Source organism: Microbacterium oxydans (assembly GCF_000956525.1).
Classification (GTDB): Bacteria; Actinomycetota; Actinomycetes; order Actinomycetales; family Microbacteriaceae; genus Microbacterium; species Microbacterium oxydans_A.
Genome location: NZ_JYIW01000020.1, coordinates 138,339 through 164,767, shown reverse-complemented (window position 1 = coordinate 164,767; position 26,429 = coordinate 138,339). Strand labels below are relative to the sequence as shown.

27 protein-coding genes are annotated in these 26,429 nt (G+C 68.1%); 21 read left to right on the top strand and 6 right to left on the bottom strand.

Annotated elements, in window-relative coordinates; translation table 11 throughout:
• The first annotated feature begins 4 nt into the window (after positions 1-4).
• The 6 genes from RS83_RS05350 to rplI all read left to right on the top strand — a co-directional run bounded on the left by RS83_RS05350 (position 5) and on the right by rplI (position 3,802).
• Positions 5-1,000: an ADP-ribosylglycohydrolase family protein gene (locus RS83_RS05350; protein ID WP_045278476.1), complete on the top strand. Its 996-nt coding sequence runs from the start codon at positions 5-7 to the stop codon at positions 998-1,000.
• A complete protein-coding gene (locus RS83_RS05345) occupies positions 997-2,001 on the top strand; it encodes an ADP-ribosylglycohydrolase family protein (RefSeq protein WP_045278475.1) in 1,005 nt (334 codons plus the stop codon). Before RS83_RS05350 ends, RS83_RS05345 begins: the two co-directional genes overlap by 4 nt.
• A 110-nt stretch (positions 2,002-2,111) precedes the next feature.
• Entirely contained in the window at positions 2,112-2,480 is a 369-nt protein-coding gene (gene rpsF / locus RS83_RS05340) for a 30S ribosomal protein S6 (RefSeq protein WP_028501153.1), read from the top strand.
• A gap of 5 nt (positions 2,481-2,485) precedes the next feature.
• On the top strand, positions 2,486-3,004 hold the full coding sequence (locus RS83_RS05335) for a single-stranded DNA-binding protein (protein ID WP_045278474.1): 519 nt from the start codon (positions 2,486-2,488) through the stop codon (positions 3,002-3,004).
• Between the two features lie 79 nt (positions 3,005-3,083).
• Complete coding sequence (gene rpsR, locus RS83_RS05330; protein ID WP_045278473.1) at positions 3,084-3,338, top strand: 30S ribosomal protein S18; 255 nt, start codon at positions 3,084-3,086, stop codon at positions 3,336-3,338.
• Positions 3,339-3,349: 11 nt separating this feature from the next.
• Positions 3,350-3,802 carry a 50S ribosomal protein L9 gene (rplI, locus tag RS83_RS05325; RefSeq protein ID WP_045278472.1) on the top strand — a complete coding sequence of 151 codons (453 nt, stop codon included), beginning with the start codon at positions 3,350-3,352 and terminating at the stop codon, positions 3,800-3,802.
• A gap of 207 nt (positions 3,803-4,009) precedes the next feature.
• Here the strand turns inward: rplI and RS83_RS05320 are convergent, their stop codons facing one another.
• Entirely contained in the window at positions 4,010-5,635 is a 1,626-nt protein-coding gene (locus RS83_RS05320) for a beta strand repeat-containing protein (protein WP_045278471.1), read from the bottom strand.
• Between the two features lie 104 nt (positions 5,636-5,739).
• On the bottom strand, positions 5,740-6,726 hold the full coding sequence (locus RS83_RS05315; protein ID WP_045278512.1) for a hypothetical protein: 987 nt from the start codon (positions 6,724-6,726) through the stop codon (positions 5,740-5,742).
• Positions 6,727-7,251: 525 nt separating this feature from the next.
• Between RS83_RS05315 and dnaB the strand changes: the two genes are divergently transcribed.
• The 3 genes from dnaB (at position 7,252) to RS83_RS18705 (ending at position 9,423) form a co-directional block, all read left to right on the top strand.
• Positions 7,252-8,625 (top strand): replicative DNA helicase, encoded by a 1,374-nt coding sequence (dnaB, locus tag RS83_RS05310; RefSeq protein ID WP_045278470.1) that lies wholly within the window; start codon positions 7,252-7,254, stop codon positions 8,623-8,625.
• A 48-nt stretch (positions 8,626-8,673) separates the two neighbouring features.
• Complete coding sequence (locus RS83_RS05305; protein ID WP_045278469.1) at positions 8,674-8,958, top strand: hypothetical protein; 285 nt, start codon at positions 8,674-8,676, stop codon at positions 8,956-8,958.
• Positions 8,959-9,273: 315 nt separating this feature from the next.
• The gene (locus tag RS83_RS18705; RefSeq protein WP_156153123.1) at positions 9,274-9,423 is read left to right on the top strand and encodes a hypothetical protein; all 150 of its coding nucleotides are present in this window, start codon (positions 9,274-9,276) and stop codon (positions 9,421-9,423) included.
• Between the two features lie 99 nt (positions 9,424-9,522).
• On the opposite strand, the gene RS83_RS05300 is transcribed toward RS83_RS18705, so the two are convergent.
• The gene (locus RS83_RS05300) at positions 9,523-10,104 is read right to left on the bottom strand and encodes a hypothetical protein (RefSeq protein WP_156153122.1); all 582 of its coding nucleotides are present in this window, start codon (positions 10,102-10,104) and stop codon (positions 9,523-9,525) included.
• Positions 10,105-10,463: 359 nt separating this feature from the next.
• On the opposite strand from RS83_RS05300, the gene RS83_RS05295 reads away from it, so the two are divergent.
• From RS83_RS05295 to RS83_RS05285, 3 genes are all read left to right on the top strand, one after another.
• Positions 10,464-10,679, top strand: a complete 216-nt coding sequence (locus tag RS83_RS05295) for a hypothetical protein (protein WP_045278467.1) — start codon at positions 10,464-10,466, stop codon at positions 10,677-10,679.
• A gap of 193 nt (positions 10,680-10,872) precedes the next feature.
• Positions 10,873-11,190 (top strand): hypothetical protein, encoded by a 318-nt coding sequence (locus tag RS83_RS05290; RefSeq protein ID WP_045278466.1) that lies wholly within the window; start codon positions 10,873-10,875, stop codon positions 11,188-11,190.
• 17 nt (positions 11,191-11,207) lie between these two features.
• Complete coding sequence (locus tag RS83_RS05285) at positions 11,208-11,636, top strand: Hsp20/alpha crystallin family protein (protein ID WP_045278465.1); 429 nt, start codon at positions 11,208-11,210, stop codon at positions 11,634-11,636.
• Positions 11,637-11,711: 75 nt separating this feature from the next.
• On the opposite strand, the gene RS83_RS05280 is transcribed toward RS83_RS05285, so the two are convergent.
• Positions 11,712-12,323, bottom strand: a complete 612-nt coding sequence (locus RS83_RS05280) for a VanZ family protein (protein ID WP_230114877.1) — start codon at positions 12,321-12,323, stop codon at positions 11,712-11,714.
• A 64-nt stretch (positions 12,324-12,387) separates the two neighbouring features.
• Between RS83_RS05280 and RS83_RS05275 the strand changes: the two genes are divergently transcribed.
• A complete protein-coding gene (locus tag RS83_RS05275) occupies positions 12,388-13,287 on the top strand; it encodes an oxidoreductase (RefSeq protein WP_231587722.1) in 900 nt (299 codons plus the stop codon).
• 32 nt (positions 13,288-13,319) lie between these two features.
• Here the strand turns inward: RS83_RS05275 and solA are convergent, their stop codons facing one another.
• Together solA and RS83_RS05265 are read right to left on the bottom strand one after the other, a co-directional pair.
• Positions 13,320-14,501: an N-methyl-L-tryptophan oxidase gene (gene solA / locus RS83_RS05270; protein WP_045278463.1), complete on the bottom strand. Its 1,182-nt coding sequence runs from the start codon at positions 14,499-14,501 to the stop codon at positions 13,320-13,322.
• A 34-nt stretch (positions 14,502-14,535) separates the two neighbouring features.
• Positions 14,536-15,117, bottom strand: a complete 582-nt coding sequence (locus tag RS83_RS05265; RefSeq protein ID WP_045278462.1) for a TetR/AcrR family transcriptional regulator — start codon at positions 15,115-15,117, stop codon at positions 14,536-14,538.
• Positions 15,118-15,210: 93 nt separating this feature from the next.
• On the opposite strand from RS83_RS05265, the gene RS83_RS05260 reads away from it, so the two are divergent.
• From RS83_RS05260 to RS83_RS05225, 8 genes are all read left to right on the top strand, one after another.
• On the top strand, positions 15,211-16,437 hold the full coding sequence (locus tag RS83_RS05260) for a metal-dependent hydrolase family protein (protein ID WP_045278461.1): 1,227 nt from the start codon (positions 15,211-15,213) through the stop codon (positions 16,435-16,437).
• Positions 16,434-17,303, top strand: a complete 870-nt coding sequence (locus RS83_RS05255) for an alpha/beta hydrolase (RefSeq protein ID WP_045278460.1) — start codon at positions 16,434-16,436, stop codon at positions 17,301-17,303. Before RS83_RS05260 ends, RS83_RS05255 begins: the two co-directional genes overlap by 4 nt.
• Positions 17,296-18,675, top strand: coding sequence for an FAD-binding oxidoreductase (locus RS83_RS05250; RefSeq protein ID WP_082071534.1), 1,380 nt, complete (start codon positions 17,296-17,298; stop codon positions 18,673-18,675). Before RS83_RS05255 ends, RS83_RS05250 begins: the two co-directional genes overlap by 8 nt.
• A 109-nt stretch (positions 18,676-18,784) precedes the next feature.
• Positions 18,785-19,999, top strand: coding sequence for an ROK family transcriptional regulator (locus tag RS83_RS05245; protein WP_045278459.1), 1,215 nt, complete (start codon positions 18,785-18,787; stop codon positions 19,997-19,999).
• A 150-nt stretch (positions 20,000-20,149) separates the two neighbouring features.
• Complete coding sequence (locus RS83_RS05240) at positions 20,150-21,502, top strand: extracellular solute-binding protein (protein WP_045278458.1); 1,353 nt, start codon at positions 20,150-20,152, stop codon at positions 21,500-21,502.
• 10 nt (positions 21,503-21,512) lie between these two features.
• Positions 21,513-22,442: a carbohydrate ABC transporter permease gene (locus tag RS83_RS05235; RefSeq protein WP_045278457.1), complete on the top strand. Its 930-nt coding sequence runs from the start codon at positions 21,513-21,515 to the stop codon at positions 22,440-22,442.
• Positions 22,442-23,329 (top strand): carbohydrate ABC transporter permease, encoded by an 888-nt coding sequence (locus RS83_RS05230; RefSeq protein WP_045278456.1) that lies wholly within the window; start codon positions 22,442-22,444, stop codon positions 23,327-23,329. The genes RS83_RS05235 and RS83_RS05230 overlap by 1 nt, the downstream gene beginning before the upstream one ends.
• A gap of 43 nt (positions 23,330-23,372) precedes the next feature.
• Positions 23,373-26,396 (top strand): alpha-mannosidase, encoded by a 3,024-nt coding sequence (locus RS83_RS05225; RefSeq protein WP_045278455.1) that lies wholly within the window; start codon positions 23,373-23,375, stop codon positions 26,394-26,396.
• Positions 26,397-26,429: the final 33 nt, after the last annotated feature.

Sequence of the window (26,429 nt, the reverse complement as noted above, 5' to 3'; positions counted from 1 at the left end):
GTTCATGACTTCTCCCACGCCGACCCTGCAGGAGCGGGCCCGGGGTTCGCTCGCCGGCCTCGCCATCGGCGACGCGATCGGCCGACCGGTCGAAGGCTTCTCCGCCGCCGAGATCCAGGCCGCCCACGGACGCGTGACCGGGTACCTCGACCCGGAACCCGCCGGGAGCGACGACACCGAGTATGCGCTCCTGACCGCCAAGACCGTGCAGCGTGTCGGCATCGGGGCGACGGCGGAGGACTTCGCGCAGACGTGGATCGAGGACGTGCTGCCGCAGGCCGACGACTTCAAGGGCGGCGGGTTCAGCGAGATGGCCGCGATCGACAACCTGCGCCGCGGCATCCGCCCGCCCCTCAGCGGCGACACCATGCACGGCTGGAGCGACGGCCTCGCGATGCGGGTCAGTCCGCTGGGCATCGTCGCCGACGGCGACGTCGAGGTGGCCCGACGTCTTGCCGAGGCGGACGGGGCTGTGAGCCACACGACCGAGGGCATCTGGGCGGGCGTGGTCGTGGCGGTCGCGGTGACCACCGCCCTCACCGGGGCCGACGCGGCGACCTGCTACGACGCCGGACTCGCCGCGATCCCCGCCGACAGCTGGACCGCCCGCAACCTGCGCGACGCCAGAGACCTCGTCCACTCCGGACTCGGCGACGACGCACTCGCGCTCGCACTGCACGACAGGCTGGCTGTCGTCGACTACTTCTGGGCCGACCTCGCACCCGAGGCGGTCGGACTCGCGATGGCGTCGGTGCTGCACGCCGAGGGGCGCGCGGCCGAGAGCATCCTGTTCGCCGTCAACATGGGCCGGGACGCCGACACCACTGCCGCGATCGCCGGGTGCATCGGCGGCGCGATCTCCGGGATCGGCGACCTGCCCGACGAATGGGTGGCGGGACTTCGGCCGGTGGCCGGCTCCTGCATCCGTTCGATGGCCGGCATCCACCCGCTGGACGCCGCCGACACCCTGACCCGCATCGTCGAGGAGGCGCGCGCATGACCACCCCCCTGATCGACCTGCTCACCCGAGGCATCGTGGCCGGCGAAGCCGCGTCGTCGATGAACGCCGACTTCCGCGTCCACGCCCTGCCGCCGAAACGGGTGAACCGCGTGCGCATCCTCGCGAAGCTCGGCGATGAGGACCGCACCACCACGATCCCGCGTCCGTTCACGCATGCGGCGCCGCCCTCCGTGCTGCACCCGGGAGCCGGAGAGAACATCGAATGGTTCGCGTTCTCCGCCCGACAGCACGAGCGCGGCCTCGGGCTGACCGAATGGCGCGAGCTCGCCGCGCTCGAGGCCGACCCGGCCGCCGGCGTCCGCGCCCGCATCGGCACCAAGCTCGCGCTGCAGAATCTGCGCGGCGGCGCGGAGCCGCCGCAGTCGGGCCACGACAACGCCCACTACTTCGACGACATCGCCACGGTGCGTGCGATCGCGGCGGTCGCGGTGCGGGGAGCCGATGACGCCGTCGACGCAGCCGAGGCGGATGCCGCGATCACGCACTCCCTCGACGGCGTCTGGTGCGCCAGGGCATCGGCGGCCCTCTTCGTCGCCCTCGTCGACGGCGCATCGGCAGCGGAAGCGGTGCAGCTCGCGGTCGAGCAGCTGCCCGAGAACACCTGGAGTCGCCGCATGGCGGAGTCGTCGCTGCGTGTGGCTGCCGAGGCGACGGGGCCGATGGATCGCGCTCGACGGTTGAGCACGCAGGTCGGCGACTGGGTCTACAGCTACCCGATCGCGGCGCCGGAGACCTTCGGATTCCTGCTCGCACACGTGGCGGCCGCCCGAGATGCCGACGACCTGCTGCTCGGGGCGCTCGCGCAGCCGCGGAACGCCGCGTCGCTGCCGTCACTGGCAGGGGCGGCAGCAGCCGTGCTGTTCGGAGACGACTGGATGCCCGAGGGGCTCGAGGCCGACAGCATCCGGCTCACGGGGCTCGGCATCCCGTCGCTGGCTGGGCTCACCGTTCGCGAGGCGACCGGAACTCCGCTAGACTGACAAGGTTGTCTGCCCTGAGCCCCTGCGCTCATCACAGGGAGACACATTCACACACCCTCCTGTTTCCGCGAGATACGCGGGAACCGTTCTAGTCCGAAGGAGGTGGGTAAGTGACGCACCAGTACGAACTCATGGTCATTCTGACCCCCGAGATCGACGAGCGCCAGGTCGCACCTACGCTCGACAAGTTCCTGAAGGTCATCACCAACGATGGTGGCTCGATTGACAAGGTCGACATCTGGGGTAAGCGCCGTCTGGCCTACGAGATCCAGAAGAAGAACGAGGGCATCTACGCCGTCGTCAACTTCACCGCTACCAGCGAGGCCACGCAGGAGCTCGACCGTCAGCTGAAGCTGAACGAGCAGATCATGCGCACCAAGGTCCTCCGCTCGGAAGAGGCTCAGGCGATGGCCGCATTCGAAGCCAAGCGCTCCGAAGAGAAGGCTGCCCGCAAGGCCGCCAAGGCTGCGAAGGCCTAAGCGCCATGGCCGGCGAAACCGTCATCACCGTTGTGGGAAACCTCACGGCCGACCCCGAGCTGCGGTACACGCAGAACGGGCTGCCGGTGGCGAACTTCACCATCGCATCGACGCCTCGGAACTTCGACCGTGCCGCGAACGAGTGGAAGGACGGCGATGCGCTGTTCCTCCGCGCGTCCGTCTGGCGCGAGTTCGCCGAGCACGTGGCCGGTTCGCTGACGAAGGGCATGCGCGTCATGGCGCAGGGCCGTCTGCGTCAGCGCTCCTACCAGGACCGCGAGGGCAACCAGCGCACCGCGATCGAGCTGGAGGTCGACGAGATCGGCCCCTCGCTCCGGTACGCGACCGCGCAGGTCACCCGTGCGGCGTCGACCGGCGGTGCCGGTGGTGCTGGCGGTGCCGGTGGTGGACAGTCCCGTCCCGCGCAGCAGGTGTCGGAGGAGCCGTGGTCAACGCCCGGCTCGTCGACCAGCGCGGATGCCTGGAGCACTCCGGGCAGCTTCGGCGACGACACCCCCTTCTAAACTCATCTCTCGCGGTCTGAGCCAGGGCACCTTCGGTCCCTGAGCTTGTCGAAGGGCCGCTCATCATTAAGGAAACACAATGGCTGGAAAGTCGAGCGGCGACCGCCGCAAGCCGCGGAAGGGTGGCAAGCCCACCGCTCCCGCGAAGTCCATCCGGGTTGGCCTCATCGATTACAAGGATGTCGCCACCCTCCGCAAGTTCGTCTCGGAGCGTGGCAAGATCCGCGCCCGTCGTATCACCGGTGTCTCGGTGCAGGAGCAGCGTCTGATCGCCACGGCGATCAAGAACGCACGCGAAATGGCGCTCCTGCCCTACGCTGGCGCCGGCCGGTAAGGGGTATCGAGATGGCAAAGCTGATTCTCACGAACGAGGTCGCCGGGCTGGGTAGTGCCGGTGACGTGGTCGAGGTCAAGAACGGGTACGCCCGCAACTTCCTCATCCCCCAGGGTTTCGCCACGGCGTGGACCCGCGGTGGCGAAAAGCAGGTCGCTTCGATCCAGGCCGCGCGTCAGGCACGCGCGATCCACGACCGTGACGACGCTGTCGCACTGAAGGACGCGATCGAGGGCACCAAGGTTCGTCTTGCCGTCAAGGCAGGCGCCGCTGGTCGTCTCTTCGGTTCGGTCAAGACCGATCACGTCGCGGATGCAGTCGCAGCCGCGGGCCTCGGCTCGATCGACAAGCGCAAGGTGCACATCACGTCGCCGATCAAGTCGACCGGTGACCACGAGGCCACCGTTCGTCTGCACGACGACGTGACCGCAGTCATCACGCTGCAGGTCGTCGCCGCCAAGTAATTCGCGACACCTCCGAACGCCCTCTGTCCTCCGGGACAGGGGGCGTTCTGCGTGTTCGGGCGCGATCCGGCCGGCGACGTGCAGGAGATTTCGCCACGTGCAGGATGATTCCGGCCGGGTTGGCCCTGCACGTCGCCGTTACTCCTGCATGTGGCGCGACGGATGCCCCGTGGTGCACCACCACAGGGCATCCGGTCGGGATTATGGCTATGCCGTCACGCGACGGCGCAGCAGGCCGGCTCCGATCATGAGCAGCAGTGCAGCTGCCGCGATCAGGGGGAACGCCGACGCTCCACCCGTCATCGCCAGCCCCTGCTGTGCTGCTCCTGCGACTGCCGCGCCGCTCGACGCGACGCTCGAGACCGACTGGGTGCCGGTGCTCGGAGCCGTGCCGGGGTCGGTTCCCGGGTTCGTGCCGGGCTCGGTTCCCGGGTTCGTGCCCGGGTCGGTTCCCGGGTCCGTACCGGGGTTCGTTCCCGGGGTCGTCACCGTGCTGTCGCCCACGACCGAGACGGCGTTTCCGCCGAGCGTGATCGGGAGCGTGATCGGTGCGACGACCTGGGTGCCGCCGAGGATGCCGTCGTCACCCGAAGTTCCTGCCTGGGGAGCAGGTCCGGATGCCGGTGCGGTTCCCGTGGTCCCGTTTCCGGTGACACTGCTGTCGCCGAGGAGCGAGATCCCGTTGCCGCCCACGGTGACCGGTGCGGTCACGGGTGCGACGACCTGGGTGCCGCCGAGGATCCCGTCGTCACCGCTGGTTCCTGCCTGGGGTGCAGGAGCGGATGCCGTCGGCGCAGTTCCCGTGTTTCCGGTGACACTGCTGTCGCCGAGGAGCGAGATCCCGTTGCCGCCGACCGTGACCGGTGCGGTCACGGGTGCGACGACCTGGGTGCCGCCGAGGATGCCGTCGTCACCCGAGGTTCCTGCCTGGGGAGCAGGTCCGGATGCCGTCGGTGCCGTACCCGTGTTTCCGGTGACACTGCTGTCGCCGAGAAGCGAGATCCCGTTGCCGGAGACCGTCACCGGTGCGGTCACCGGGGCGGTCACCTGGGTGCCGCTTCCGATCCCGTCGTCACCGCTGGTTCCTGCCTGGGGAGCAGGAGCGGATGCCGTCGGCGCAGTTCCCGTGTTTCCGGTGACACTGCTGTCGCCGAGGAGCGAGATCCCGTTGCCGGAGACCGTCACCGGTGCGGTCACGGGTGCGACGACCTGGGTGCCGCTTCCGATCCCGTCGTCACCGCTGGTTCCTGCCTGGGGTGCAGGAGCGGATGCCGTCGGTGCCGTACCCGTGTTTCCGGTGACACTGCTGTCGCCGAGAAGCGAGATCCCGTTGCCGGAGACGGTGACGGGCACGTCGACCGCCGCCAGCGCCTGCGTGCCCGAGAGCAGCCCGTCGACGCCGTTGGTGGTCACCGTCGGCGCGGCCGGGGCCGGCGCGGGGGCCGGTGCTGGGGCTGGGGCGCCGCTCGACGTGTCGCCGAGCAGGCTGACCGCGTTGTCCGTCACCGTGATCGGCACGCTGACGGTCACCACGGCTTGCGAGCCGGAGGCGGTGCCATCCGATCCGCCGGTTTCCGCGGCAGGTGCCGGTGCCGGTGCCGGTGCGGGGGCAGGGGCCGGTGCAGCTGCGGGTGCGGCCGATGCGTCGCCGAGCAGCGAGATCGCGTTGCCCACGATCGAGACCGGCGCGGTGACCTCGGCCACCGTCTGGGTGCCTGAGAGCAGTCCGTCGTCTCCTGATGTCTCGGCTGCGTTCGCAGCCGTCGCGCCGAGCAGGGTGACCCCGCCGGCGATGAGCGTGCCCCAGAGGGCCCGCTTGATGAAGGTACGCATGATTTCTTCTCCTGACTGAATGGGTTGTCTGCATGGGGTGCGCACGCCTGTGGAAGGCGCACAGCACTGCATCTGTCGTCCACGGAGGACGACCGGACAACCCGTCAGTCGGGGGAGACGTCGGTGTCGGCGACCGCCGACGACGGCACGTCGTCATCGGTCGCGCCGACGGTGCGCCCCCACGAGGGGAGCGACGGAGCAACGACTTCACCGAGGCGGGAGTATGCGGCTCCTGAGCCTCCGCCGGAGTTGGCGGATGACGTCGGGGAGACCGGGACCGCTGGCGGCGTATCGGACGGCGCCTCGGAGTTCGCCGGATCACCGTCGGCCGCGCGCAGGGCAGAGTTCTCCTCGCCGATCCACGCAGCTGCGTGCGCGTCGGAACGCATGGCAGCGCGGGATTCGCTGTGCGTGGCGACGGCGGTCCCGGTGGAACCGGACGATGTAGGGGCCGTCGAGACGGGTGCGACTGCCGGTGGCGTCGTCACGTCGCCCGGCGTGCCGGGATCGATCGCGTCGACGATCGGAGTGACGGTCTCGTCGGTGACGGTACCCACGACGGCGACGGTGTCGTCGACGACGCCGACGACGGTGCCGACCAGGTCGATCACGCCGAGATCGCCGAGCAGGTCGCCCACCACGGGCACACCGGCCACGGCATCCACCAGCGGCGCCGTGGTCTGCGCGACCGGAGCGTCGGTGAGCGCCTCAGCGACCGGCGTCGTCACCGCATCGACGGTCTGACCCACGGTCTGCACGACCGGTGCGGTGATGGGGCCGACCACCGGTGCCTGCGTCACGGCCTCGACGACCGGTGTGGTGACCGCGGGGGCGATCGGCTGAGCCGGGGCGACGACGGTCTGGATGACCGGAGTCACCACCTGAGTCACGACGGGAGCGAGTGGTTCGGTCACGGTCGAGACCGTGGTGCCGACCAGCGATGTGAGCGGGTCGAGCAGACCGTCATCCGACTCGTCCGCGTGCGCGGAGCCGCCGCCGGTGACGACCGTGAGAGCGGCCCAGGCCATCACACCCAGGGCACCCCAGAGGACGACGGCAGGAACGCCGCGTCGGGTTGCCCGAACGTCCACGTCCACCTCCCCCTCCGAAGGCCAACGATCATCGATCCAGAGTGAATCGATGGCGGCGACAATACTCGCGAGGCCCCCGTCTGTCTAGGGGGTGTTTGCGCGGGATTCCCGTGTGACAGCAGGGGACGCGCCCGGCAAAATCTGAGCTTGACTTTCCCCAAGTTCTACACATCTCCACGCCGCGCGTAGCAACCTTCAATGCAGGATTGAAGCTGTTTCCCATCCACAGGCTGGGGAAAGAGGAAATCCCAGGTCCAAGCCAGAAAGAAACTTTGTTCCCCAAGTCATCCACGGGGTTATCCACACCCGTTCTGCACAGACACTCCCAGTTTCTCCGCACACTCTCCACAGGGTTATCCACAGGCCGTGTTGCATGTGGAAAGCCGCCCTCGTACCGTGGTCGAGCGACCCGATGTCGGGGGCATCTGGTTCGCTGTGTTCGGGACAGACGGGTGCCTGACGCCGACACCGCACCGCCCGCCCGGCGGAGCACCACAGTTTCGGAGTCGCATCGAAGGGAGCAGCGTGTCGATCGCAGACATCTCAGACGAGCGCCTCGGCGGAAAGCGCGGTCCGGAGCGCACGCCGCCTCACGACCTTCTCGCCGAACAGAGCGCCCTCGGTGGCATGCTGCTGTCGAAGGACGCCGTCGCCGATGTGATCGAGACGCTCAAGGGCGCCGACTTCTACATCCCGAAGCACGAGCTCATCTTCGAGGCCGTCCTCTCGCTCTACTCGCACGGTGAGCCGACCGATGTCGTCGCCGTCACCGACGAACTCATCAAGACCGGCGAGCTCGGCAGGGCCGGCGGCGCCGACTACCTGCACACGCTCACCTCGATCGTGCCGACCGCCGCGAACGCGGGCTACTACGCGGGCATCGTCTCAGAGCGCGCGATCCTCCGACGCCTCGTCGACGCCGGGACCCGCATCGTGCAGCTCGGCTACGCGGGTGAGGGCGATGCGACCGACATCGTCAACAACGCTCAGGCCGAGATCTACTCGATCACCGGATCCGAGACCGCTGAGGACTACGTTCCCCTGCAGATCGCGGTCGACGCCGCGCTCGAGGAGATCGAGGCAGCGAGCGGTCGCGACGGTTCCATGACCGGTGTTCCGACCGGGTTCAAGGAGCTCGATGAGCTCACGAACGGCCTGCATGGCGGGCAGATGATCGTCGTCGCAGCGCGACCTGCGATGGGAAAGTCGACGCTCGCTCTCGACTTCGCACGCTCGGCATCCATCGGTCACAACATCCCCTCGGTCTTCTTCTCGCTCGAGATGGGTAAGAGCGAGATCGCGATGCGTCTGCTCAGCGCCGAAGGGCAGATCCCGCTGCAGAACATGCGAAAGGGAAACCTCGACCCTCGTGACTGGACGACGGTCGCCGCAACTCGTGGGCGCATCAACGATGCACCGCTCTACATCGACGACAGCCCCAACATGACGCTCGTCGAGATCCGCGCGAAGTGCCGCCGGCTCAAGCAGCGCGAGGGCCTCCGCATGGTGATCATCGACTACCTGCAGCTGATGACGTCGGGCAAGCGCGTCGAATCGCGTCAGCAGGAGGTCTCGGAGTTCTCGCGAAGCCTGAAGCTCATCGCGAAGGAGCTGCAGGTTCCGGTCATCGCGCTGTCGCAACTGAACCGTGGTCCTGAGCAGCGCACCGACAAGAAGCCTGCGATCAGCGACCTGCGTGAGTCCGGATCGATCGAGCAGGATGCCGACATGGTCATCCTGCTGCACCGCGACTCGGTCTACGACAAAGATGTGCGTCCGGGTGAGGCCGACCTGATCGTCGCCAAGCACCGTAACGGCCCGACCGCGACCATCACCGTCGCGTTCCAGGGTCACTACTCGCGCTTCATGGACATGGCCCCGGGTGGCGACTTCAACTGACCTCTGGGTTCCGCTGAACTTGGCGGAACACTGTGGGACAGTGATCCCATGAACCGGAAACTCGTCGCCACGGTCCTTGTCTGGCTGGAAGCCATCGTTCTCATCGGCGTTGGAATCGGCCTCCTGGTGGCTCGAACGGTTTCCATCCAAGAGCCGGTGGAAGGATCCTCCGATACATTCACCGTCACCGCGGTTCCGGTGGCGGGGATCGGCGTCGTTCTGCTCAGCGTCGGCCTCCTGATCCTCGCCGCGCTGCTCATCATCGAGGCCAATCGTCCGTCTCACCCCACCGAACTCGCGGAGCGCCCGTCTGCGGACGCGGATCGACCCTGAGCGCCTGCCCAGGGTCGATCCGCCGGCAGAGTTCATGCCGGCTCATGGAATCCACCACGCGAGCCGCCGACGCGCCAGGTGTCTCTGGCGATGACTTGGCAAGCATCGGCATCTCGATCGCGCGGTCACAAAGATCCTGGCGTGCGTCTGGATCGCGGAAGCTCTGCTGAGCGTTGCGCTCGTGTTCGACGGCGGTCGAGCCCATGGCCCGCGTGATGAATGTTTGCGGTTCCGCGTCACGTATCGCGCTCTCGTCGGTCTTGACAGGTGGCTCGGCACGAGGAGCACGAGGAGCACGCGGCGAAAGGAACTCCCATGAACTCTGAAACGAAGCTCGACCCCGAACCCTCCGATGGGCTGCCCCGTCGCGCGGTGATCCGAGGTGCAGCCTGGACTGTTCCTGTGATCGCGGTCGCCGTCACCATACCGCTCGTCGCAGCATCCTCTTCGGGGCAGGACGGCTGAACGACACCGGCACCATCGCGCCCGCAGAGCGAGTGACAGACCGATTTTTCCCCACGTCGCTCGTCTGTAACAGAGCACGCTCCGTCGATCGACGCCGCGCTACACGCTGTCGAAGTCGACGAGCGCGCCGCCCACCGTCGTGAGCAGGCGAGGGGTGATCGGTTGGCCGTGCTCGGCAGGGGCGCTGACGCTCTGCCGATACGAGGCCTCGGCGATGTCACGCAACGCCGAGATGCCTTCCTCATCAGCGGACCCGCACACATGAAGCGCCGTCCGGTTGCCCACAGCCATCACCGGTGTTCCCCGGAGCGCATCCTTGTTGAGCCAGGTGTCCGTGACGAGCGCGAATGACGCGGCCATGTCGGGATTCGCAGGGAACGTGAGGCGGTATCGCCCATCGCTGCCGTCGATCCTCAAGCCGGAGCACGCCTGGCGGAGCCTCGCCCATGCTCCGCTCCTGGCCAGAGGCGGCGTCAGACGCATCCGGGCGAGCGCGCTCTCCGTCAGGGTCGAGAATCGATCTCCTTCATCGAGGACCAACGTCGTCGCAACACCCGGCGCAACCTGTTCGATGATGGGCAGGTCGGCTGCCGTCTGCCCGGCGAGGCGCAGCGTGGCGATGATGGCGTCGAGGTCTTCGGTGCTCCGCAGGAGGACTTCGATCGGGGGCAATGGTGACATCGCCCCGGTGGCTCGATCCAGAAGTGAGAACTGCAGACCATCGCCTCCATCGCTGGCGATGAGTTCGCTGAAGGGTGCGAGCGACGCGACCGGGGCCGCTGACGATTCGGGCGATCTGCGACGGAAAAGGCCCATACTGGCGACTCGCTTTCAGGCGTCCGGTCGCGGGGGAGCGTCGTGCTCGTACCCGCCGGTGGCGATGAGCTTCGGGCCCCCGTCGCCGACGGCACCAAAGACTGAATACTCGTTCAATCATAATCTCGCCGAGCGGAGTATGTGCAGCCCTCGGGGAACCGCGCCTCCCGGGCGGCCGCGCTGTATCGTGAGCACACCGACAGCCGACTCGAGTGGAGGGTGTGATGACCGACCTGAATCCGACACCGAACAAGAAGCTCATCATCGCGGGCATCGAAGGCTTCGGAAGTGTCATCGCGGGCGCCGTGGCGATCGTCGTCGGCCTCCTGATGAACGCCGTGCCGTTGATCTGGATCGGCGTCGGCCTCATCGTCGCCGGCGGTATCCTCGCGCTGGTCACCGCGAGACGACGTCGCCGCGACGCTCCAGACTCACGCTGAGCTCGTTGTTGTCGTCTTCGAGGTCCATCGACGATGCCGAGGTTCACGCCGTCGGTCCGAGCCGGAGCGAGTACTTGCATCGAGTCGAACGCTCGGTGTATAACATCTGCATCAACTGATCCACATCTTTCCGGGTCGCGGTGGCCGGCACCACCACGACAGCTGGCGACGACGGGTATGGAGGTGAGACGCCGTGAGTGGACTGGATCTGGCAGAAGACGCGAACGTGGCGTTCGCGGACATCATCTGCAGCGATCCTGAGTGGGTCCAGACCGTGTTCGAGCAGATCGTGGCTGAGGCGATGCCCGCCGCGATGACCGACACCATGCCGGGCGCTCGCGAAGCTGGCCGGCAGTTCGTCCACCGGATGCTGCATGCGCAGGATTCCCGCGGTGTGGCGCAGAAGCGACTCGAGCGGGTGCGGTCTCCTCCGCAGCGACCGGGCCGAATCCGGCCCTCGTCGACCATCATCATCACCAGCACGACGGCACGCATCGCCGTCGATCCTTGAAAGGAGCCTCGTTCACCATGTCGATGTCGTTTGATCCCTTCAGCCAGTTGGATCGGATCGCTCAGAGCGTCTTCGATACCAGCAGGCAGCCACGTCTGATGCCAGTCGACCTGTTCCGAGAGGGCGACCGCTACGTCCTCAACGCCGACCTGCCGGGAGTCGATCCCGGTTCGGTCGACGTCGACGTCGACGGTCACCTCCTCACGATCCGCGCCGAGCGGACCGAGTCGAACCGTGACAACTCGCGGTGGCTGGCGCAGGAGCGCCCGTTCGGGTCGTATGTGCGCCGGTTCACCATCGGTGACGACGTGGACGCGCAGGGCATCAGTGCCACCTACGACAACGGCGTGCTCAGCGTGATGATCCCGATCGCCGAACGCGCCAAGCCGCGCAAGGTGCAGATCGAATCACTCGGCTCGAACACCGCCAAGGCCGTCACCGTCTGAGCCGATCGGCTCACTCGCATCCGGCGACATCCGCTGTGGGGCGGTCGCATCCTCCGCGACCGCCCCACAGCACTGTCAGCGGGGCTCGCTCGCGGCCACGGCCTGGCCGGCGGATGGTGTCCAGCGGAAATGCTCGACGAATCGGGAGAGCCGCGGGCTGCGAGTCAGGAGCCACAGGAGTCCGTATCCGAGGGCGCCGCCGATGACGTTGCTGAGGAAGTCGTTGATGTCTGCGATGTGCCCACCGTCGAACATCCCCTGAGCGGCGAGCTGGGATGCTTCGATTCCGAGGCTCGCGGCCGCGGCGATCGCGATGACCTTCGCCCACGTCGGCCGGCTCAGCAGCAGGGGGATGAGCATGCCCAGCGGCAGGAACACCGCCATGTTCATCAGCGCGTCGCTGACCTCGTAGTCGGCGAACGGGATCAGCGCGATGTGCGGGGTCCAGGGGACGCCGGTGTCGGGCTTGTCGAGGAAGATCGGGAACACCGTGTTCGCGATGACTCCGGCCGCGTAGACCGACAGGGCGGCCGCGACGGCGGCACGGGGTGCGGTGAACCGTCGCGTGGCGCGGAGCCGCCAGAGCAGGACCGTGAAGAGCGCGAGTCCGAGGGGGACCACCACCGGCAGCGCGGGAACCTCACTGAAGCTCACGCTCGTGGCCAGGTTCATCGCGTGCTCACGCATCGTTCTCCTTCAGGCGTTCCGGCACAGGTGTCGACGACCGGAGGTCATGCCCTAGCGTGGTGATGTGGCCACTCCATCCTCGCAGATGACCGTCGCCGTCGTGGGGCCCGGTGCCATCGGCACGGTCGTGGCGGCAGCCCTGCGCGAGCGTGGCCTCGCCCCCAGCCTGCATGGCCGAACCGCCCGCGAGCACCTCGAGCTGATCGTCGATGACGAGCGCATCCAGGTGCCCGGCCCCGTGCGCACCGACCCGCAGCAGGCGCAGGGCCCTGTCGACCTCGTGTTCCTCGCCGTGAAGGCGACGCAGATCGCCGATGCCGCGCCATGGCTCGCCGCGCTGTGCGGCGCCGAGACCGTCGTGTGCGTGCTGCAGAACGGCGTGGAACAGGTCGCGAGCATCGAGCCACTCGCGCAGGGCGCCGACGTGCTTCCGGCCGTCGTGTGGTTCCCCGCCCAACGGCAGGAGGACGGCGCGGTATGGCTGCGTGGTCAGGCGAGGCTGACGGTGCCGGACGGGGATGCAGGGCGCCGGGTGGCCGACGCGCTCCGTGACACACTCTGCTCGGTCGAGCTCTCGGATGCGTTCGCGAGCCTGGCGTGGCGCAAGCTGCTGCAGAACGCGGTGGCCGGGCTCATGGCGCTCACGGGTCGGCGGTCCGGCATGTTCCGACGCCCCGACATCGCCGAGCTCTCCCTCGCGTATCTGCGAGAGTGCCTCGCCGTTGCTCGCGCGGAGGGTGCGGTCCTCGACGACGCAGTGCCCGACGAGATCCTGGCCGCGTTCCAGACGTACCCCGAAGATCTCGGCACCTCGATCCTCGCCGACCGCGACGCCGGGCGCCCGCTGGAGTGGGACATCCGCAACGGCGTCATCTCCCGGCTCGCCCGAACGCACGGCATACCGACCCCGATCAGCGACGCGGTGGCGGCACTGCTCGCGGCGACGAGCGACGGCCCGGGCTGAGGTCCTGCTCGGCGCAGCAGACTGCGCCGGGGTCATCCATCCCCGAGCCGGAAGACGGGCACGAAGTCCGGATCGGTGATCGCCGGCCGCGCGAGGCTGAACGCGGAGATGTCGTGCTCCGTGCGGCCGGCGGTCAACAGGTCGGCAAGGATTCGGCCGACCAGGCTCGCGAACTTCCCGGCGTGGCCGGCTCCGTTGAACACGGCGACGTGAGGATGCCCGGGGAGGGTGTCGAGCACGAAGTCCCGGTCCACAGGCATGTCGTAGACACAGGTCTTGCTCATCAGCAGCGGACCGTCTGCGGCGGGGAGATACCGACGAAGGAAGTCGCGGAGCAGGTGGGGTTCAGTGTCGTCCGGGACGAACGAGCGCTCTGACGGCGAGATGAAGTGGCCGCGCATGTCACGCGCGAGCTTGACGGCAGCCTCACCGTAGACGGGGAATCCGTAGTGCACCTCGTCGCTGTGGTGGATCCAGATCGGGAACCTGTCCGGCGTGAACTCGGAGAGGTTCTTCGACGAGAAGTATCCGACCTGCTCCTGGCTCAGTGTGAGCGTGAACGACAGACCCAGGTCGGGCATGAGATCGCCGAGCCAGGAGCCTGCGGCGACGACGAGGTGTCCGCCGTCGAACGATTCCTCCCCTGTCGTCACGGATACGCCATGCGCGTCGACGCGTACCCCCGTCACGACCGCGCCGGAGCGGAACTCGACCCCGGCGGCCTTGGCCAGCGACACGTGGGCGGATACCGATCGGCGGATGTCGAGGATGCCGCCGTCCGCCTGATGGATCCCGATGGTGTCCTCAGAGACGTTCCACTGGGGGTATTGCGTGCGGATGTCGTCGATCGTCAGCTCGTCGTACCGGATGCCCGCGGCATCCATCGCCCGTCGATACTGGTCGATCTCCGCCGCACCCGAGCTGCCGGCTTCCGCGAGGTCGATCCCGCCGGTCTTCGTGTAGACCTGCAGGCCGGAGCGCTCCTCGACCTCAGCCCAGGCCGCGAACATCGCGTCGGTGAGTGCCGTGTAGTCGTCGCGATGATAGGCGCGACGGATGATCCGGGAGTGATCGCCGGAGGAGCCGAAGGCGTGACCCGGCTCGAACTGTTCGAGCACGAGCACGCGTTCGGCGCCGGCCCGCGCGAGCCAATAGGCGGCCGCAGAGCCGATGGCTCCGGCACCGATGACGATATGGGAGTATCCGCGGGTCATGCTGTTCCGTCCTTTCGTCGATCCAGACGACGCGCTACTGCGCAGCGCCGATTCCGCCTGGCGCGGTCGCGAAGGATGCGATGAAGTCCTCGGCGGCGGCATCGACCTCGTCGGAGGGGGTCAGCAACCGCTGCAGCAGCAGGCCTCGCACGCAGGCGATCGCGATGAGGCTCTGCCGCGCGGCGTCCGCCTCCTGCAGTCCGTCGCGACGGGCTGACACTTCGAGCAGCCGGGTGAGGTCGCCGAGGTCGGCGACGAAGTCGTCGAACGCCCGACGTTCGTACACGGCCAGGCCGATCAGGTGGAAGAAGGCGCGGGTCCGCTCCTCATGCGCCGGCGCGGAGTAGTACCCCCAGATGGCGCGAAGCATGTCGACGAAGCCGAGCGCGTCGCCGGTCGCGGCGATGACGAGGTTGTCGCGTCGGCGCGCCTCGGACAGCACGGCGCTCAGCAGGCCGGGCCGCGAGCCGAAATGGTACGTGAGGAGGGTGTGGTGCACGCCGAGCCGTTCCGCCACCTGGCGCATCGAGAGGTTGGGGCTCGGGCCGTCCTCGCCGAACTCGTCGAACAGTGCCTGCAGGAGCCGTTCCCGTCCTGCGCCGATCGGTGCTCGCATGTTGCCTCCGTTGACATGTTCACCACTGTTGAGTACATTAGCGTACAACCAACTCACCACTGTTGAGGAAGAATTGTTCTCGGAAGAGGCGCAATGAACGAGATCTGGTTCGCCGGCGGCATCGTCGCGGATGGGTCCGGTGCCGCGCCTTCTCCTGCAGATGTGTGCGTGCGCGACGGCGTCATCATCCGCATCGGGACAGCGCCCGCCGACGCGACGACGATCGACCTCGACGGCATGCTGTTGACGCCGGGGCTGATCGACGCCCACGTCCACCTCGGACTCTCGAGCCCGATCCGCGCGCAGTTCGGCTTCCAGCTCTCCGCCGCCGAGATCGCGGCCGACATCTTCACCACGGCGAGCCGCACGCTCGACGCTGGTTTCACCACGGTGCGCGACACCGGCGGGATCGACGGGGGCGTCGTCGACGTGATCGCGAAGGGCAAGGTGCGGGGTCCGCGGGTGCTGTCGTGCGGTCCGGTGCAGTGTCAGACCGGCGGCCACGGATACTACGGCGCCGCGTGGGAGCCGACGGAGCTGTGGGAGACGCATCACATTCCCGGCCTCGCCGCGCTGTCGCTCATGGCTGGCAACGCCGATGAGCTGCGACGCAATGTCCGCGAGTCGTTCCGTCGCGGCGCGACCTTCCTGAAACTCTGCGTGACAGGCGGGGTCGTCGGCGGCCATGACAGCCTCGACGACACCCAGTTCACGTCGGCGGAGATCGCGGTCGCGGTCGAGGAGGCCGCAGCCCGCGGCACCTACGTCACCGTGCACGCGCACAACAACGCCGGCATCCGCAACGCTGTGGAAGCGGGGGTGCGCTGCGTGGAGCACGGCACCGACATCGACGAGCCGACCGCGACACTGATGCGGGAGCACGACGTGGCGCTCGTCCCGACCTTCGCGGTGATCGAACAGATCATGGACCCCGAGGCGCTGGATGTGGATCCATCGACACGCGACCGCCTCGCCGACACGCGACGCCGCATGGTCGAGGCGCTCCGGATCTCGCGTGCAGCGCGCGTGCGGATCGGGCTCGGGTCGGACCTCCTCGGTGCAGGGCAGCATCGCCGAGGCGAGGAGCTTCGACTGCGCGCCGAGCTGGAGTCGCCGATGCAGGCACTCGTCTCGGCGACCAGCGTCAACGCCGACATCCTCGGCATCGGCGACGACGTCGGGATGCTGCGCGTGGGGATGGCGGCCGACATGGTCGCCTGGGCGCGCAATCCGCTCGACGACGCCCGCGTCTTCGCGGATCCAGACATGGCCGCCTTCGTCGTGAAGGGCGGCCGCATCATGAAGGGAGACACCCGATGAGCGAGATGTTGAACGGCTGCCTGGCCGACACGGAGTACCTCGAGGTCACGGCACGGTCGGGGCATCGCTACGGGGTCTGGGTGACGACACCCCCGGGGTACGCCGAGTCCTCGGAGCCGCTGCCCCTGATCTACGTGGTGGACGGCAACTGGGCCGTCGGGCTCACCGCGCCGCTCATCGTCACCCAGGCCGATCCCTACCTCTCCGTCGCCCCGTACATCCAGGTCAGCGTCGGCTATGCCGGCGACGAGGCCGCGCAGTGGGCGCAGCTGCGCAACCGCGACCTCGTGCCGCCGGGGGAGCCCATCAGCGGACAGATGCTGACGACGCTCACGGCAGCCCGCGACTCCGGAGCGATGACCCAGGAGCACATGGACGCCTACCTCGCTCGACTGGCCGACACCCACGCAGACGTCTTCCTCTCGTTCCTGACCGAGGAGCTGCATCCGCTCCTGCAGTCGAAGGTGCGGGTCAGTGACGCAGGGCATGGCCTCTTCGGGTACTCCTATGGCGGCCTCTTCGCGCTGTATGCGTGGCTGCAGGAGGTGTCGCCGTTCGCGTCGTTCGGCGCCGGCAGCCCGGGCGTCGCGGCGCCGGACAGCCAGGTGTTCCCGCTGGTCGCCGCATTGCCGGAGCGCGCGCCCGACACCGCCAGACGGCTGCACGTGACGCTGAACGAAGCCGAGGTGTTCGGGGCGATTCCGATCTACCGCGAGATCGGTCGCAACCTGCTCTCGGTACTGGAAGAGCTGCATGCCAAGGGTCGGGGGGATGACATCTCGAGGGCGATGCTGCACGAGACCCACGTCACGGGGTTGCAGGCATCCTTCCTGAGCTATCTGAAGACCTGTCACACGCGTGGGTGAGGCCGCACTGCTCGCCGAGCTCGCGGCGCTCCTCCCCGACGACCGGTTGACGACGGACCCCGATGTGCTGACGGGGTACGCGCACGATGACGCCGAGTGGGCGGAGTGGTCGCTGCCGGCCTGCCTCGTGCGACCGCGCACCGCCGAAGAAGTGCAGCTCGTGGTGCAGGCATGCCTGCGCCACGACACGGCCGTCGTCGCCAGGGGAGCGGGCACCGGGCTCTCCGGTGGCGCCAACGCCCTTGCCGGCTGCGTCGTCATCTCGCTGGAGCGGATGGACGCCGTGCTCGAGGTCGACGAGCTCGAGCGTCTCGCCGTGGTGCAGCCCGGCGTCGTGAACGACGATCTCCGGTCGCACGTCGCCGCGCACGGTCTCTGGTATCCGCCCGACCCGGCGAGCTCGCCCTGGTCCACGATCGGCGGCAACGTGGCGACGAATGCCGGCGGGATCTGCTGCGTCAAGTACGGCGTCACCAAGGACTACGTGCTCGGGATGCAGATCGTGACCGGCATGGGCGACCTGGTCCGGCTGGGACGCCGAACCGCGAAGGGCGTCGCCGGCTACGACCTCGCGGGTCTGCTCGTCGGATCAGAGGGCACCCTCGGCATCGTCACAGAGGTCACGGTGCGGCTGCGACCGATGCGCCCACCGGAGCAGACGATCGCCGGCTTCTTCGACTCGCTCACCGACGCGGGGAATGCGGTGCGCGAGGTCGCAGCCGCCGGTCTCACACCGTCGGCACTCGAGCTGATCGATCGGAACTGCCTGCGGGCCGTCGACGAGTGGAAGAAGATGGGACTCTCCGCCGATGCCGCCGTGGTTCTGTTGGGACGCGTCGACACCCCCGGTGCCGCGGGGGAGGAGGAGGCGGCGGCACTGCTGTCCGCGTTCCAGCGCGGCGGTGCCACTTGGGCCGACCGCAGCACCGACGAGGCCGAGGGGGAGGCGCTCTTCGCCGCTCGCCGCCTGGCGTATCCGGCGCTCGAGCGCCTCGGCCCTGTGCTGACCGAGGACGTGTGCGTCCCGAAGGCGGCTGTGCCGGAGATGCTCAGCCGCATCGAGCGCATCGGGCTGGCGAACGACGTGCTCATCGCCAACATCGCGCATGCCGGTGACGGCAACCTCCATCCGCTCCTCGTCGTCCCGGCGGGAGACGACGAGGCTCGCGCTCGCGCGGAGAAGGCGTTCAGGGAGATCATCGACGATGCGCTCGCCCTCGGCGGCACCGTCACCGGCGAGCACGGCGTCGGCCTCCTCAAACGCGATGGACTCGTCTCCGAGCTCGCTCCGGCTGTCCTCGACATGCACCGGGCCGTCAAGGCGGCCCTCGACCCGGCCGGGATCCTGAATCCGGGCAAGGTCGTCGGATGATCCGGCCGCTCTAGGCTTGAACCCGTCGGCCTCGGTTTGACCGCTGCGGTGCCGCGCGGCGATCATGAGGTTCACGCGCCGACGGCGGCGCACGGGTGAGGAGCGGAATATGCAGCGTGGGTCGAACCTCCCTGCTGTGGGCGTCTACAACCAGGCGCTGGTCTTCGACCTCATCCGCCGGTCGGAGGAAGGACTCAGCCGCAGCGAGCTCGCCGAACGCACGGGGTTGTCGACGCAGACGCTCAGCAATGTCACTCGGCGGCTGGCCAACGAGGGGCTGATCGAGGAGACCGGCAAGGTCATCTCCGGTCCGGGAAAGCCCCGGACGCTGCTGGCCCTGCGATCGGATTCGCGCTACGCGGTCGGTGTGCATCTCGACCCGGCGGTCGACACCATCGTGGTCGTGGATGCCGCCGGCACCGTCGTCGCCAGGACCGAGCAGACCCCCGGTGGCGCTGATGCCGCGCCGGATGAACTCGTGGGCCGTCTCGGCGACAGCGTCCGATCGCTCATCGTCGAGGCGCGCCTCCCTGCCGAGCGGGTGCTCGGGATCGGTGTGGCGGCGCCGGGGCCGTTCGACCGTGAGGCGGGTCGCCTGCTGAATCCGCCGCTGCTCCCTGCCTGGCACAACGTGCCGGTGCGCACGGAGCTGGAGCGAGTCAGCGGGTTGCCGACGCTGCTCGAGAAGGATGTCGTGGCGACCGTCGTCGGGGAGCAGTGGTTCGACGCCGGGCAGGAGCTCGCCGATGCGATGTTCCTCTACTACGGTGCAGGGCTCGGCCTCGGGCTCTCCGTCTCCGGGGCACCGGTCCACGGCAGAACGGGCAACGCCGGCAACATCGCGCACATCGTCGTCGACGCGGAGGGTCCGGTCTGCACGTGCGGGTCGCGCGGCTGCATCGGAGTGATCATGGAGCCGCGGATGCTCCTGGCGCAGGCGGAGCGGGAAACCCCGCCGAGCGGCACCGGAGATGCGCGGATGCAGCTCGAGCTGCTGTCGTCCTTGGCCGCCGCCGGAGACAGGGGAGTGCTCGACGCCCTGGAGCGCGCGGGCAGGCACCTCGCGACGGCGATCGTCGAGGTGAACAACCTCCTCGATCTCGGCATCGTCGTCTTGGGCGGCCCTGCGTGGTCGAGGCTCGGTGACCGGCTCCTCCCGGTGCTGGACCACTGGGTGCGCACCACAGCCGTCAGCACGTCCACCGAGCCCGTGCAGCTGCGCCCGTCGCAGATCGGAGCGGACTCCGCCGCCGTGGGCGCCGCGTGCCTCGTGCTCGACGACGCGCTCACCGCACGGGCGTCGCGGCTCATGATCAGCCACTGACCCTCCACAGCGATGCGTCGAGGCCGCTCGAGGGCATAGCGTTCCGTGACGGAACTGTTACGCGGCCCTCTCGACCTATTTATCCCATTTGATAGGATTATCCGTCTGAGGGCCTCAACAGCGAGGTCCGCATGCAAAGGAGCAAAGCAGATGCGAACGAAGCCCCTCGCCGCCATCGGCGCGATCTTGGTCGGCGCGGTCGTCCTCTCGGGATGCAGCGCGTCCGGGGACGCGGAGACGTCCGACACCGGAGACCGCACCATCACCGTCGCGTATCAGAAGACGTCCGCGTTCCACCAGCTCGACGATCTCTTCCAGAAGGTCAAACCCGAGTTCGAGGCCGCGAACCCCGGCGTCACCGTGAAGCTCCAGCCGATCGAATCAGAGGACGAGTACTTCACCAAGCTCGCCCTGATGAACGGCTCGCCCGACACGGCGCCCGACGTGATCTACGAGGACACCTTCCAGCTGCGCTCCGACGCCGCCGCCGGCTACCTGCTCCCGATCGACGACTACCTGGCCGACTGGGACGACTGGGGCCAGTTCTACGACGCGGCCAAAGAAGCCGGGCTCGGCGGAGACGGCAGCACCTACGGCATCTCGATGGGCACAGACACCCGCGCGATCTACTACAACAAGGAGATCTTCGCCGCAGCCGGACTCCCCACCGACTGGCAGCCCACGTCGTGGCAGGACATCCTGGATGCCGCCGAAGCCGTGAAGGCGTACGACGCGGACGTGATCCCGCTGAACATCTACGGCAGCAAGAGCGCCGGCGAGCAGACGTCGATGCAGGGCCTCGAGATGCTGCTCTACGGCACCGAATCCACCCTGTACGACGCCGACTCCGACAAGTGGGCGGTGGACTCGAAGGGCCTCACCGACGCGTTCGGCTTCTACGACACCCTCTACAAGAACGACCTGGCGACGCCGCTCGATCTCGCACTCGACTCCACCATCGGCAGCCGCGTCTCCACGGAGCTGCTCCCCGAGGGAAAGCTGGCCATGGCGGTCGACGGGTCGTGGCTCCCCGGCGGCTGGATCAGCGGCGACGGCGCGTGGGACGGCTGGGAGGACACGATCGGTCTCGCCAAGATGCCGACGCAGGACGGCGGCGACCCCGGCTTCACCTCGATGTCCGGCGGCTGGACCCTCGCGGTCGGTGCGCAGACGAAGCACCCGCAGACGTCGTTCGACTTCATCGCGATGGCGCTGAACCAGGAGAACTCGCTCAAGTACGACACCGAGAACAGCCAGATCGCCGTGCGCGAAGACGTCGCGACCGACGACGCGTACCTCTCGTACAACCCGACCTTCGCGTTCTTCTCCGACCTCGTGCAGTACACGCACTTCCGTCCGACCACCCCGGACTACTCGCAGATCACCAGCGCGCTCCAGCAGGCCACCGAATCGGTGATCACGGGAGATGCGACCCCGGCCGACGCGGCCAAGACCTACGACGACGCGCTCACCCAGATCGTCGGCGCGGACAAGGTCGAGTAGGAGTCCCGCAGTGACCTCTGCATCCGCAACGCGCAGCCCGGCCCCGGCACACGCCGAGGCCGGGCGGCGCGCCCCGCTCCGCGACCTGCTGCGCTCGGTGCCGCTGCTGCCGGCCGTGGTGCTGCTGGTCGTGTTCCTGCTCGGGCCGATCATCTACGCCATCTGGGGATCGCTGACCAACCGGGCCCTCACCGGCTACCGGGCGGCGAAGCCGGAGTTCGTCGGACTCGACAACTACGTCTCGCTGTTCACCGACCCGAACTTCTGGACGGCGCTGGTTCTCACAGTCGTCTTCGTGCTGTTCTCCGCGATCATCGGTCAGAACGTGCTGGGCCTCGGCGTCGCCGCGCTCATGCGCATCGGTTCGAAGTCGGTCAACAGCGTGGTCGGCGCACTCGTCGTCGTCGCCTGGGTGATGCCCGAGATCGTCGCCGCCTTCGCCCTCTACGCCTACTTCTCGAAGGACGGCACGCTCAATGCGCTGCTGGAGTCCATCGGTATCCCTGCCGTGAGCTGGCTCATCGAGTATCCGATGTTCGCCGTCATCCTCGCCAACGTCTGGCGGGGCACGGCCTTCTCGATGCTCGTCTACGGAGCCGCACTCAACGAGGTGTCCCCTGAGGTGATGGAAGCCGCGCAGATCGACGGCGCGAACGGCGCCCAGCGCTTCTTCCTGATCACCATCCCGATGATCCGCCGCTCGATCTCGACGAACCTGATGCTCACCACCCTGCAGACCCTCGGGACCTTCGGTCTCATCTGGGTGATGACCAAGGGAGGACCGGGCGTCTCGAGTTCGACGCTCCCGGTGCTCGCCTATCAAGAGGCCTTCCAGTACTCGCAGATCGGCTACGGCACGGCGATCGCCGCGGTGACCCTCGTGCTCGGCGCGATCTTCGCGATCTTCTACATCCGCATCCTCAAGCCGGAGGTCGACTGATGACCGCCACTGAAACACTCGTCCGCCCCGTCAACCGACGTGGCACGCGAATCTCGGTCGCGTCGCCTGCGAAGCGCCGCTCCGCCTGGCTCGCCAACATCGTCCTGATCGTGATCGGCATCGTGTTCCTCGTACCGATCGCGTGGATCGTGTTCTCTGCGGTCTCTCCATCGGCCACGGTGTCTATCTCGGTGCCGGAGCGTCTCACGTTCGACAACTTCGTCTCGGTGTTCGACTGGTCGATGACGTTGCTGCCGTTGTGGAACTCGGCGCTGATCTCGTTCGGCACCGCGCTCATCACGGTCGTCGTCGGGGTGCTCGCCGCGTATCCGCTCTCGCGGCACAACTCGCGCTTCCAGCGCGGCTTCATGTACTCGGTCCTGTTCGGTTCCTGCCTGCCGATCACGGCCATGATGGTTCCGGTCTACGCGCTCTTCGTGCAGTTGAAGATGCTCGATTCGCAGGTCAGCGTGATCCTGTTCATGGCCGCCACCTCGTTGCCGATGGCGATCTGGATGCTGAAGAACTTCATGGACTCCGTGCCGGTCTCCCTCGAGGAGGCCGCATGGGTCGACGGTGCCTCAGCCATGCGGGCGCTGTGGACGATCGTCCTGCCGCTGATGCGTCCCGGTATCAGCGTCGTCTTCATCTTCGTGTTCACACAGGCGTGGGGGAACTTCTTCGTCCCGTTCGTCCTGCTGTTCAGCTCGGAGAAGATGCCGGCCGCCGTCGCGATCTTCACCTTCTTCGGCAACCATGGCGCCGTCGCCTACGGGCAGCTCGCCGCGTTCGCGACGCTGTACTCCGTGCCGATCCTCGTCCTGTACCTGCTCGTGCAGCGTCTCTCCGGCAGCAGCTTCGCGCTGGCCGGCGGCGTCAAGGGCTGATCCCCGCCTCCTCGCACACCCCACGATCCAGAAAGCACCACACATGCACGACCGCACCGCGCTCATCGAGATGCGCATCGACCGATTCATCCGCGAGCGTCTGAGCCCGGCACGCCACCGGGTGAGCCACCCGCTCGAGGTTCGCGCGTGGGAGGTGCCGGGGGAACCGGTGCCGTTCGCCGATGCCGTGCAGGCGGACTACGCGCCCACCGCGGTCGGTGCTCCTTGGGGGCGCCCCTGGGGCACGACCTGGTTCCGGGTGAGCGGGCAGGTCCCGTCCGAGTGGCGAACGGCATCCGGCGATCTGCCCGATGACACCAGGGCCGAACTCCTCGTCGACCTCGGCTTCACGGCCGGACAGAGCGGCTTCCAAGCCGAGGCTCTCGTCTGGAATCTCGACGGGAGTCCGATCAAGGGCATCTCGCCGTTCAACAACGCGGTCGCCGCAGCGGTGCAGCCGGACGGTCGAATCGACGTGCTGCTCGAGGCGGCATCCAACCCCGACGTGGGCAGCATCTTCACGTTCGACCCGACCGACCTCGGCGACCCCGAGACCGCCGGCACCGACCCGATCTACGTGCTCCGCGTCGTCGACGTCGCCCTGCGCGACCTGACCGTCGAGTCGCTGCTCGACGACACCGTGATCCTGCGCGGGCTCATCGCCGAGCTCGATGCATCGTCGCCGCGGCGGGCGGAGATCGTGCAGGCGCTGGACCGGATGATCGACCTCGTCGACCCGCACGATGTCGCGGGAACCGCGGCCGAGGGGCGCGAGGCGCTCAGGGCGGTCCTGGCGAGTCCGGCCCATGCCAGCGCGCACGTGCTGCATGCGGTCGGGCACGCGCACATCGACTCGGCCTGGCTGTGGCCGGTGCGCGAGACGGCTCGCAAGGTGTCGCGCACCTTCTCGAACGTGCTCTCGCTGATGGACGAGAACCCCGATGTCGTGTTCGCCAGTTCGTCGGCGCAGCAGTTCGCGTGGATCAAGGAGCGCTACCCGGAGATCTGGGAGCGTCTGGTCGAGCGCGTGCGAGAAGGTCGATTCGTGCCGGTCGGCGGCATGTGGGTCGAGTCGGACACGAACATGGTCGGCGCCGAAGCACTCGCCCGTCAGCTCGTCGAGGGCAAGGGCTTCTTCCTCCGGGAGTTCGGGATCGACACCCCCGAGGTCTGGCTGCCCGACTCCTTCGGCTACAGCGGCGCTCTCCCGCAGATCATCAAGGCCTCGGGATCGAAGTGGTTCCTCACGCAGAAGATCTCCTGGAACGAGACGAACCGGATGCCGCATCACACGTTCCTCTGGGAGGGCCTCGACGGTTCGCGCGTGTTCACGCACTTCCCCCCGGTGGACAAGTACAACTCGGATGCCTCGCAGGCCGACCTCGCGCACGCGCAGCGGAACTTCCAGGACAAGGGCAGAGCCCGTGTGTCGCTGCTGCCGTACGGATACGGTGACGGCGGAGGCGGACCGACCCGTGAGATGGCCGCGCAGGTCGAGCGCGCGGGGTCGCTGGAGGGGTCGCCGGTCGCCAGGCATTCCACGCCACAGGCGTTCTTCGAGCAGGCCGAGGCCGAGTACCCGTCGCCCGAGGTGTGGAGCGGCGAGCTGTATCTCGAGTTCCACCGCGGCACGTACACGAGCCAGCTGCGCACCAAGCAGGGCAACCGTCGCAGCGAGCACCTGCTCCGCGAAGCCGAGCTCTGGGCGGCCACGGCGACCGTGCGCACCGGACGCGCCTACCCGGCCGAGCAGCTCAAACGGCTCTGGCAGCTCGTCCTGCTGCAGCAGTTCCACGACATCCTGCCCGGAACCTCGATCGCCTGGGTGCATCAGGATGCCGAGCGCAACTACGCGGCGATCGCCGTCGAGCTCGAACAGATCATCACCGACTCGCTGCGTGCGCTGGTCGGTGAGGGCACGCGCAGCCTCGTGGCCAACGCGGCACCGCACGGGCACGCCTCGGTCGGCGCCCTGTCGATCGGCGAGGCGGATGCGGTCGCACCGGTCGCACCGGTCGCGGCCGACGGCGGGTTCGTGCTCGACAACGGGCTCGTGCGGGCGACGATCGACGACCGAGGAGTGCTGACGTCGATCATCGACCTGACCAGCGGGCGCGAGGTCGTGCCGGTAGGGCAGAGCGCCGGGGTCTTCCAGCTGCACCGGGACACCCCGACGCAGTGGGATGCCTGGGACATCGACGAGCATTACCGCCGCAACGTCACCGACCTCCTCGAGGTCGACGCGATCGAGATCGTCGATGGCGCCGTGGTCGTCTCGCGCTCATTCGGCGCATCGACGCTGGTGCACAGCATCCGTCTCGACGCGGGGTCGCGCACCCTGAAGCTGGCGGTCGACGTCGACTGGCGCGAGCAGCAGAAGCTGCTCAAGCTCAGCGTCCCCGTCGACGTGCACACCGACCACGCGGCGTCCGAGATCCAGTTCGGGCACATCGTGCGTCCGACCCACACCAACACGTCGTGGGATGCCGCGCGCTTCGAGACCGTCGCGCATCGGTGGGTCAGAGTGGGGGAGAGCGACTTCGGCGTCGCGGTCACCAACGACTCCACCTACGGTCACGACATCACCCGGCACCCGAGCGAGACGGGCGGCACCTACTCGACTGTGCGGCTCTCGCTCGTCAGGGCGGCGCTGTTCCCCGACCCGCAGCAGGACCAGGGGCGGCACCACCTGGAGGTGGGCATCGTCGTCGGTGGCGAGCTCGTCGACGCGATCGCCGAGGGATACCGCACGAACCTCGCGGAGCGCCGCGTCGAGGGCGCTGACGATGTGCGCCCCCTCGTCGCGATCGACCACCCTGGTGTGGTGGTCGAGGCGGTCAAGCTCGCGGAAGACGGCAGCGGCGACGTCATCGTCCGACTGTATGAGGCACTCGGGCGTCGAGCCGACGCCACGGTCACCGTGGGCTTCCCCAGCGGCGACGCCGGTGAGGTCGACCTGCTCGAGCGAGCGATCGAGCAGTCGTCGCTGACGGGTCAGGATGCCGACGGCATCCGTCTCGCGCTTCGACCGTTCCAGCTCGTGACGCTGCGACTGCCGCGGGGCTGACGTACTGCGGGGCCTCCGCTCGCGCGGAGGCCC

What these genes read in the sequence shown, in the direction of transcription:
- RS83_RS05350 (WP_045278476.1), top strand. Translation starts at nt 5, where the DNA reads ATGACTTCTCCCACGCCGACCCTGCAGGAGCGGGCCCGGGGTTCGCTC.
- RS83_RS05345 (WP_045278475.1), top strand. Translation starts at nt 997, where the DNA reads ATGACCACCCCCCTGATCGACCTGCTCACCCGAGGCATCGTGGCCGGC.
- RS83_RS05335 (WP_045278474.1), top strand. Translation starts at nt 2,486, where the DNA reads ATGGCCGGCGAAACCGTCATCACCGTTGTGGGAAACCTCACGGCCGAC.
- rpsR (WP_045278473.1), top strand. Translation starts at nt 3,084, where the DNA reads ATGGCTGGAAAGTCGAGCGGCGACCGCCGCAAGCCGCGGAAGGGTGGC.
- rplI (WP_045278472.1), top strand. Translation starts at nt 3,350, where the DNA reads ATGGCAAAGCTGATTCTCACGAACGAGGTCGCCGGGCTGGGTAGTGCC.
- RS83_RS05320 (WP_045278471.1), bottom strand. Translation starts at nt 5,635, where the DNA reads ATGCGTACCTTCATCAAGCGGGCCCTCTGGGGCACGCTCATCGCCGGC.
- RS83_RS05305 (WP_045278469.1), top strand. Translation starts at nt 8,674, where the DNA reads ATGAACCGGAAACTCGTCGCCACGGTCCTTGTCTGGCTGGAAGCCATC.
- RS83_RS18705 (WP_156153123.1), top strand. Translation starts at nt 9,274, where the DNA reads ATGAACTCTGAAACGAAGCTCGACCCCGAACCCTCCGATGGGCTGCCC.
- RS83_RS05300 (WP_156153122.1), bottom strand. Translation starts at nt 10,104, where the DNA reads ATGTCACCATTGCCCCCGATCGAAGTCCTCCTGCGGAGCACCGAAGAC.
- RS83_RS05295 (WP_045278467.1), top strand. Translation starts at nt 10,464, where the DNA reads ATGACCGACCTGAATCCGACACCGAACAAGAAGCTCATCATCGCGGGC.
- RS83_RS05285 (WP_045278465.1), top strand. Translation starts at nt 11,208, where the DNA reads ATGTCGATGTCGTTTGATCCCTTCAGCCAGTTGGATCGGATCGCTCAG.
- RS83_RS05280 (WP_230114877.1), bottom strand. Translation starts at nt 12,323, where the DNA reads ATGCGTGAGCACGCGATGAACCTGGCCACGAGCGTGAGCTTCAGTGAG.
- solA (WP_045278463.1), bottom strand. Translation starts at nt 14,501, where the DNA reads ATGACCCGCGGATACTCCCATATCGTCATCGGTGCCGGAGCCATCGGC.
- RS83_RS05265 (WP_045278462.1), bottom strand. Translation starts at nt 15,117, where the DNA reads ATGCGAGCACCGATCGGCGCAGGACGGGAACGGCTCCTGCAGGCACTG.
- RS83_RS05260 (WP_045278461.1), top strand. Translation starts at nt 15,211, where the DNA reads ATGAACGAGATCTGGTTCGCCGGCGGCATCGTCGCGGATGGGTCCGGT.
- RS83_RS05255 (WP_045278460.1), top strand. Translation starts at nt 16,434, where the DNA reads ATGAGCGAGATGTTGAACGGCTGCCTGGCCGACACGGAGTACCTCGAG.
- RS83_RS05245 (WP_045278459.1), top strand. Translation starts at nt 18,785, where the DNA reads ATGCAGCGTGGGTCGAACCTCCCTGCTGTGGGCGTCTACAACCAGGCG.
- RS83_RS05240 (WP_045278458.1), top strand. Translation starts at nt 20,150, where the DNA reads ATGCGAACGAAGCCCCTCGCCGCCATCGGCGCGATCTTGGTCGGCGCG.
- RS83_RS05230 (WP_045278456.1), top strand. Translation starts at nt 22,442, where the DNA reads ATGACCGCCACTGAAACACTCGTCCGCCCCGTCAACCGACGTGGCACG.
- RS83_RS05225 (WP_045278455.1), top strand. Translation starts at nt 23,373, where the DNA reads ATGCACGACCGCACCGCGCTCATCGAGATGCGCATCGACCGATTCATC.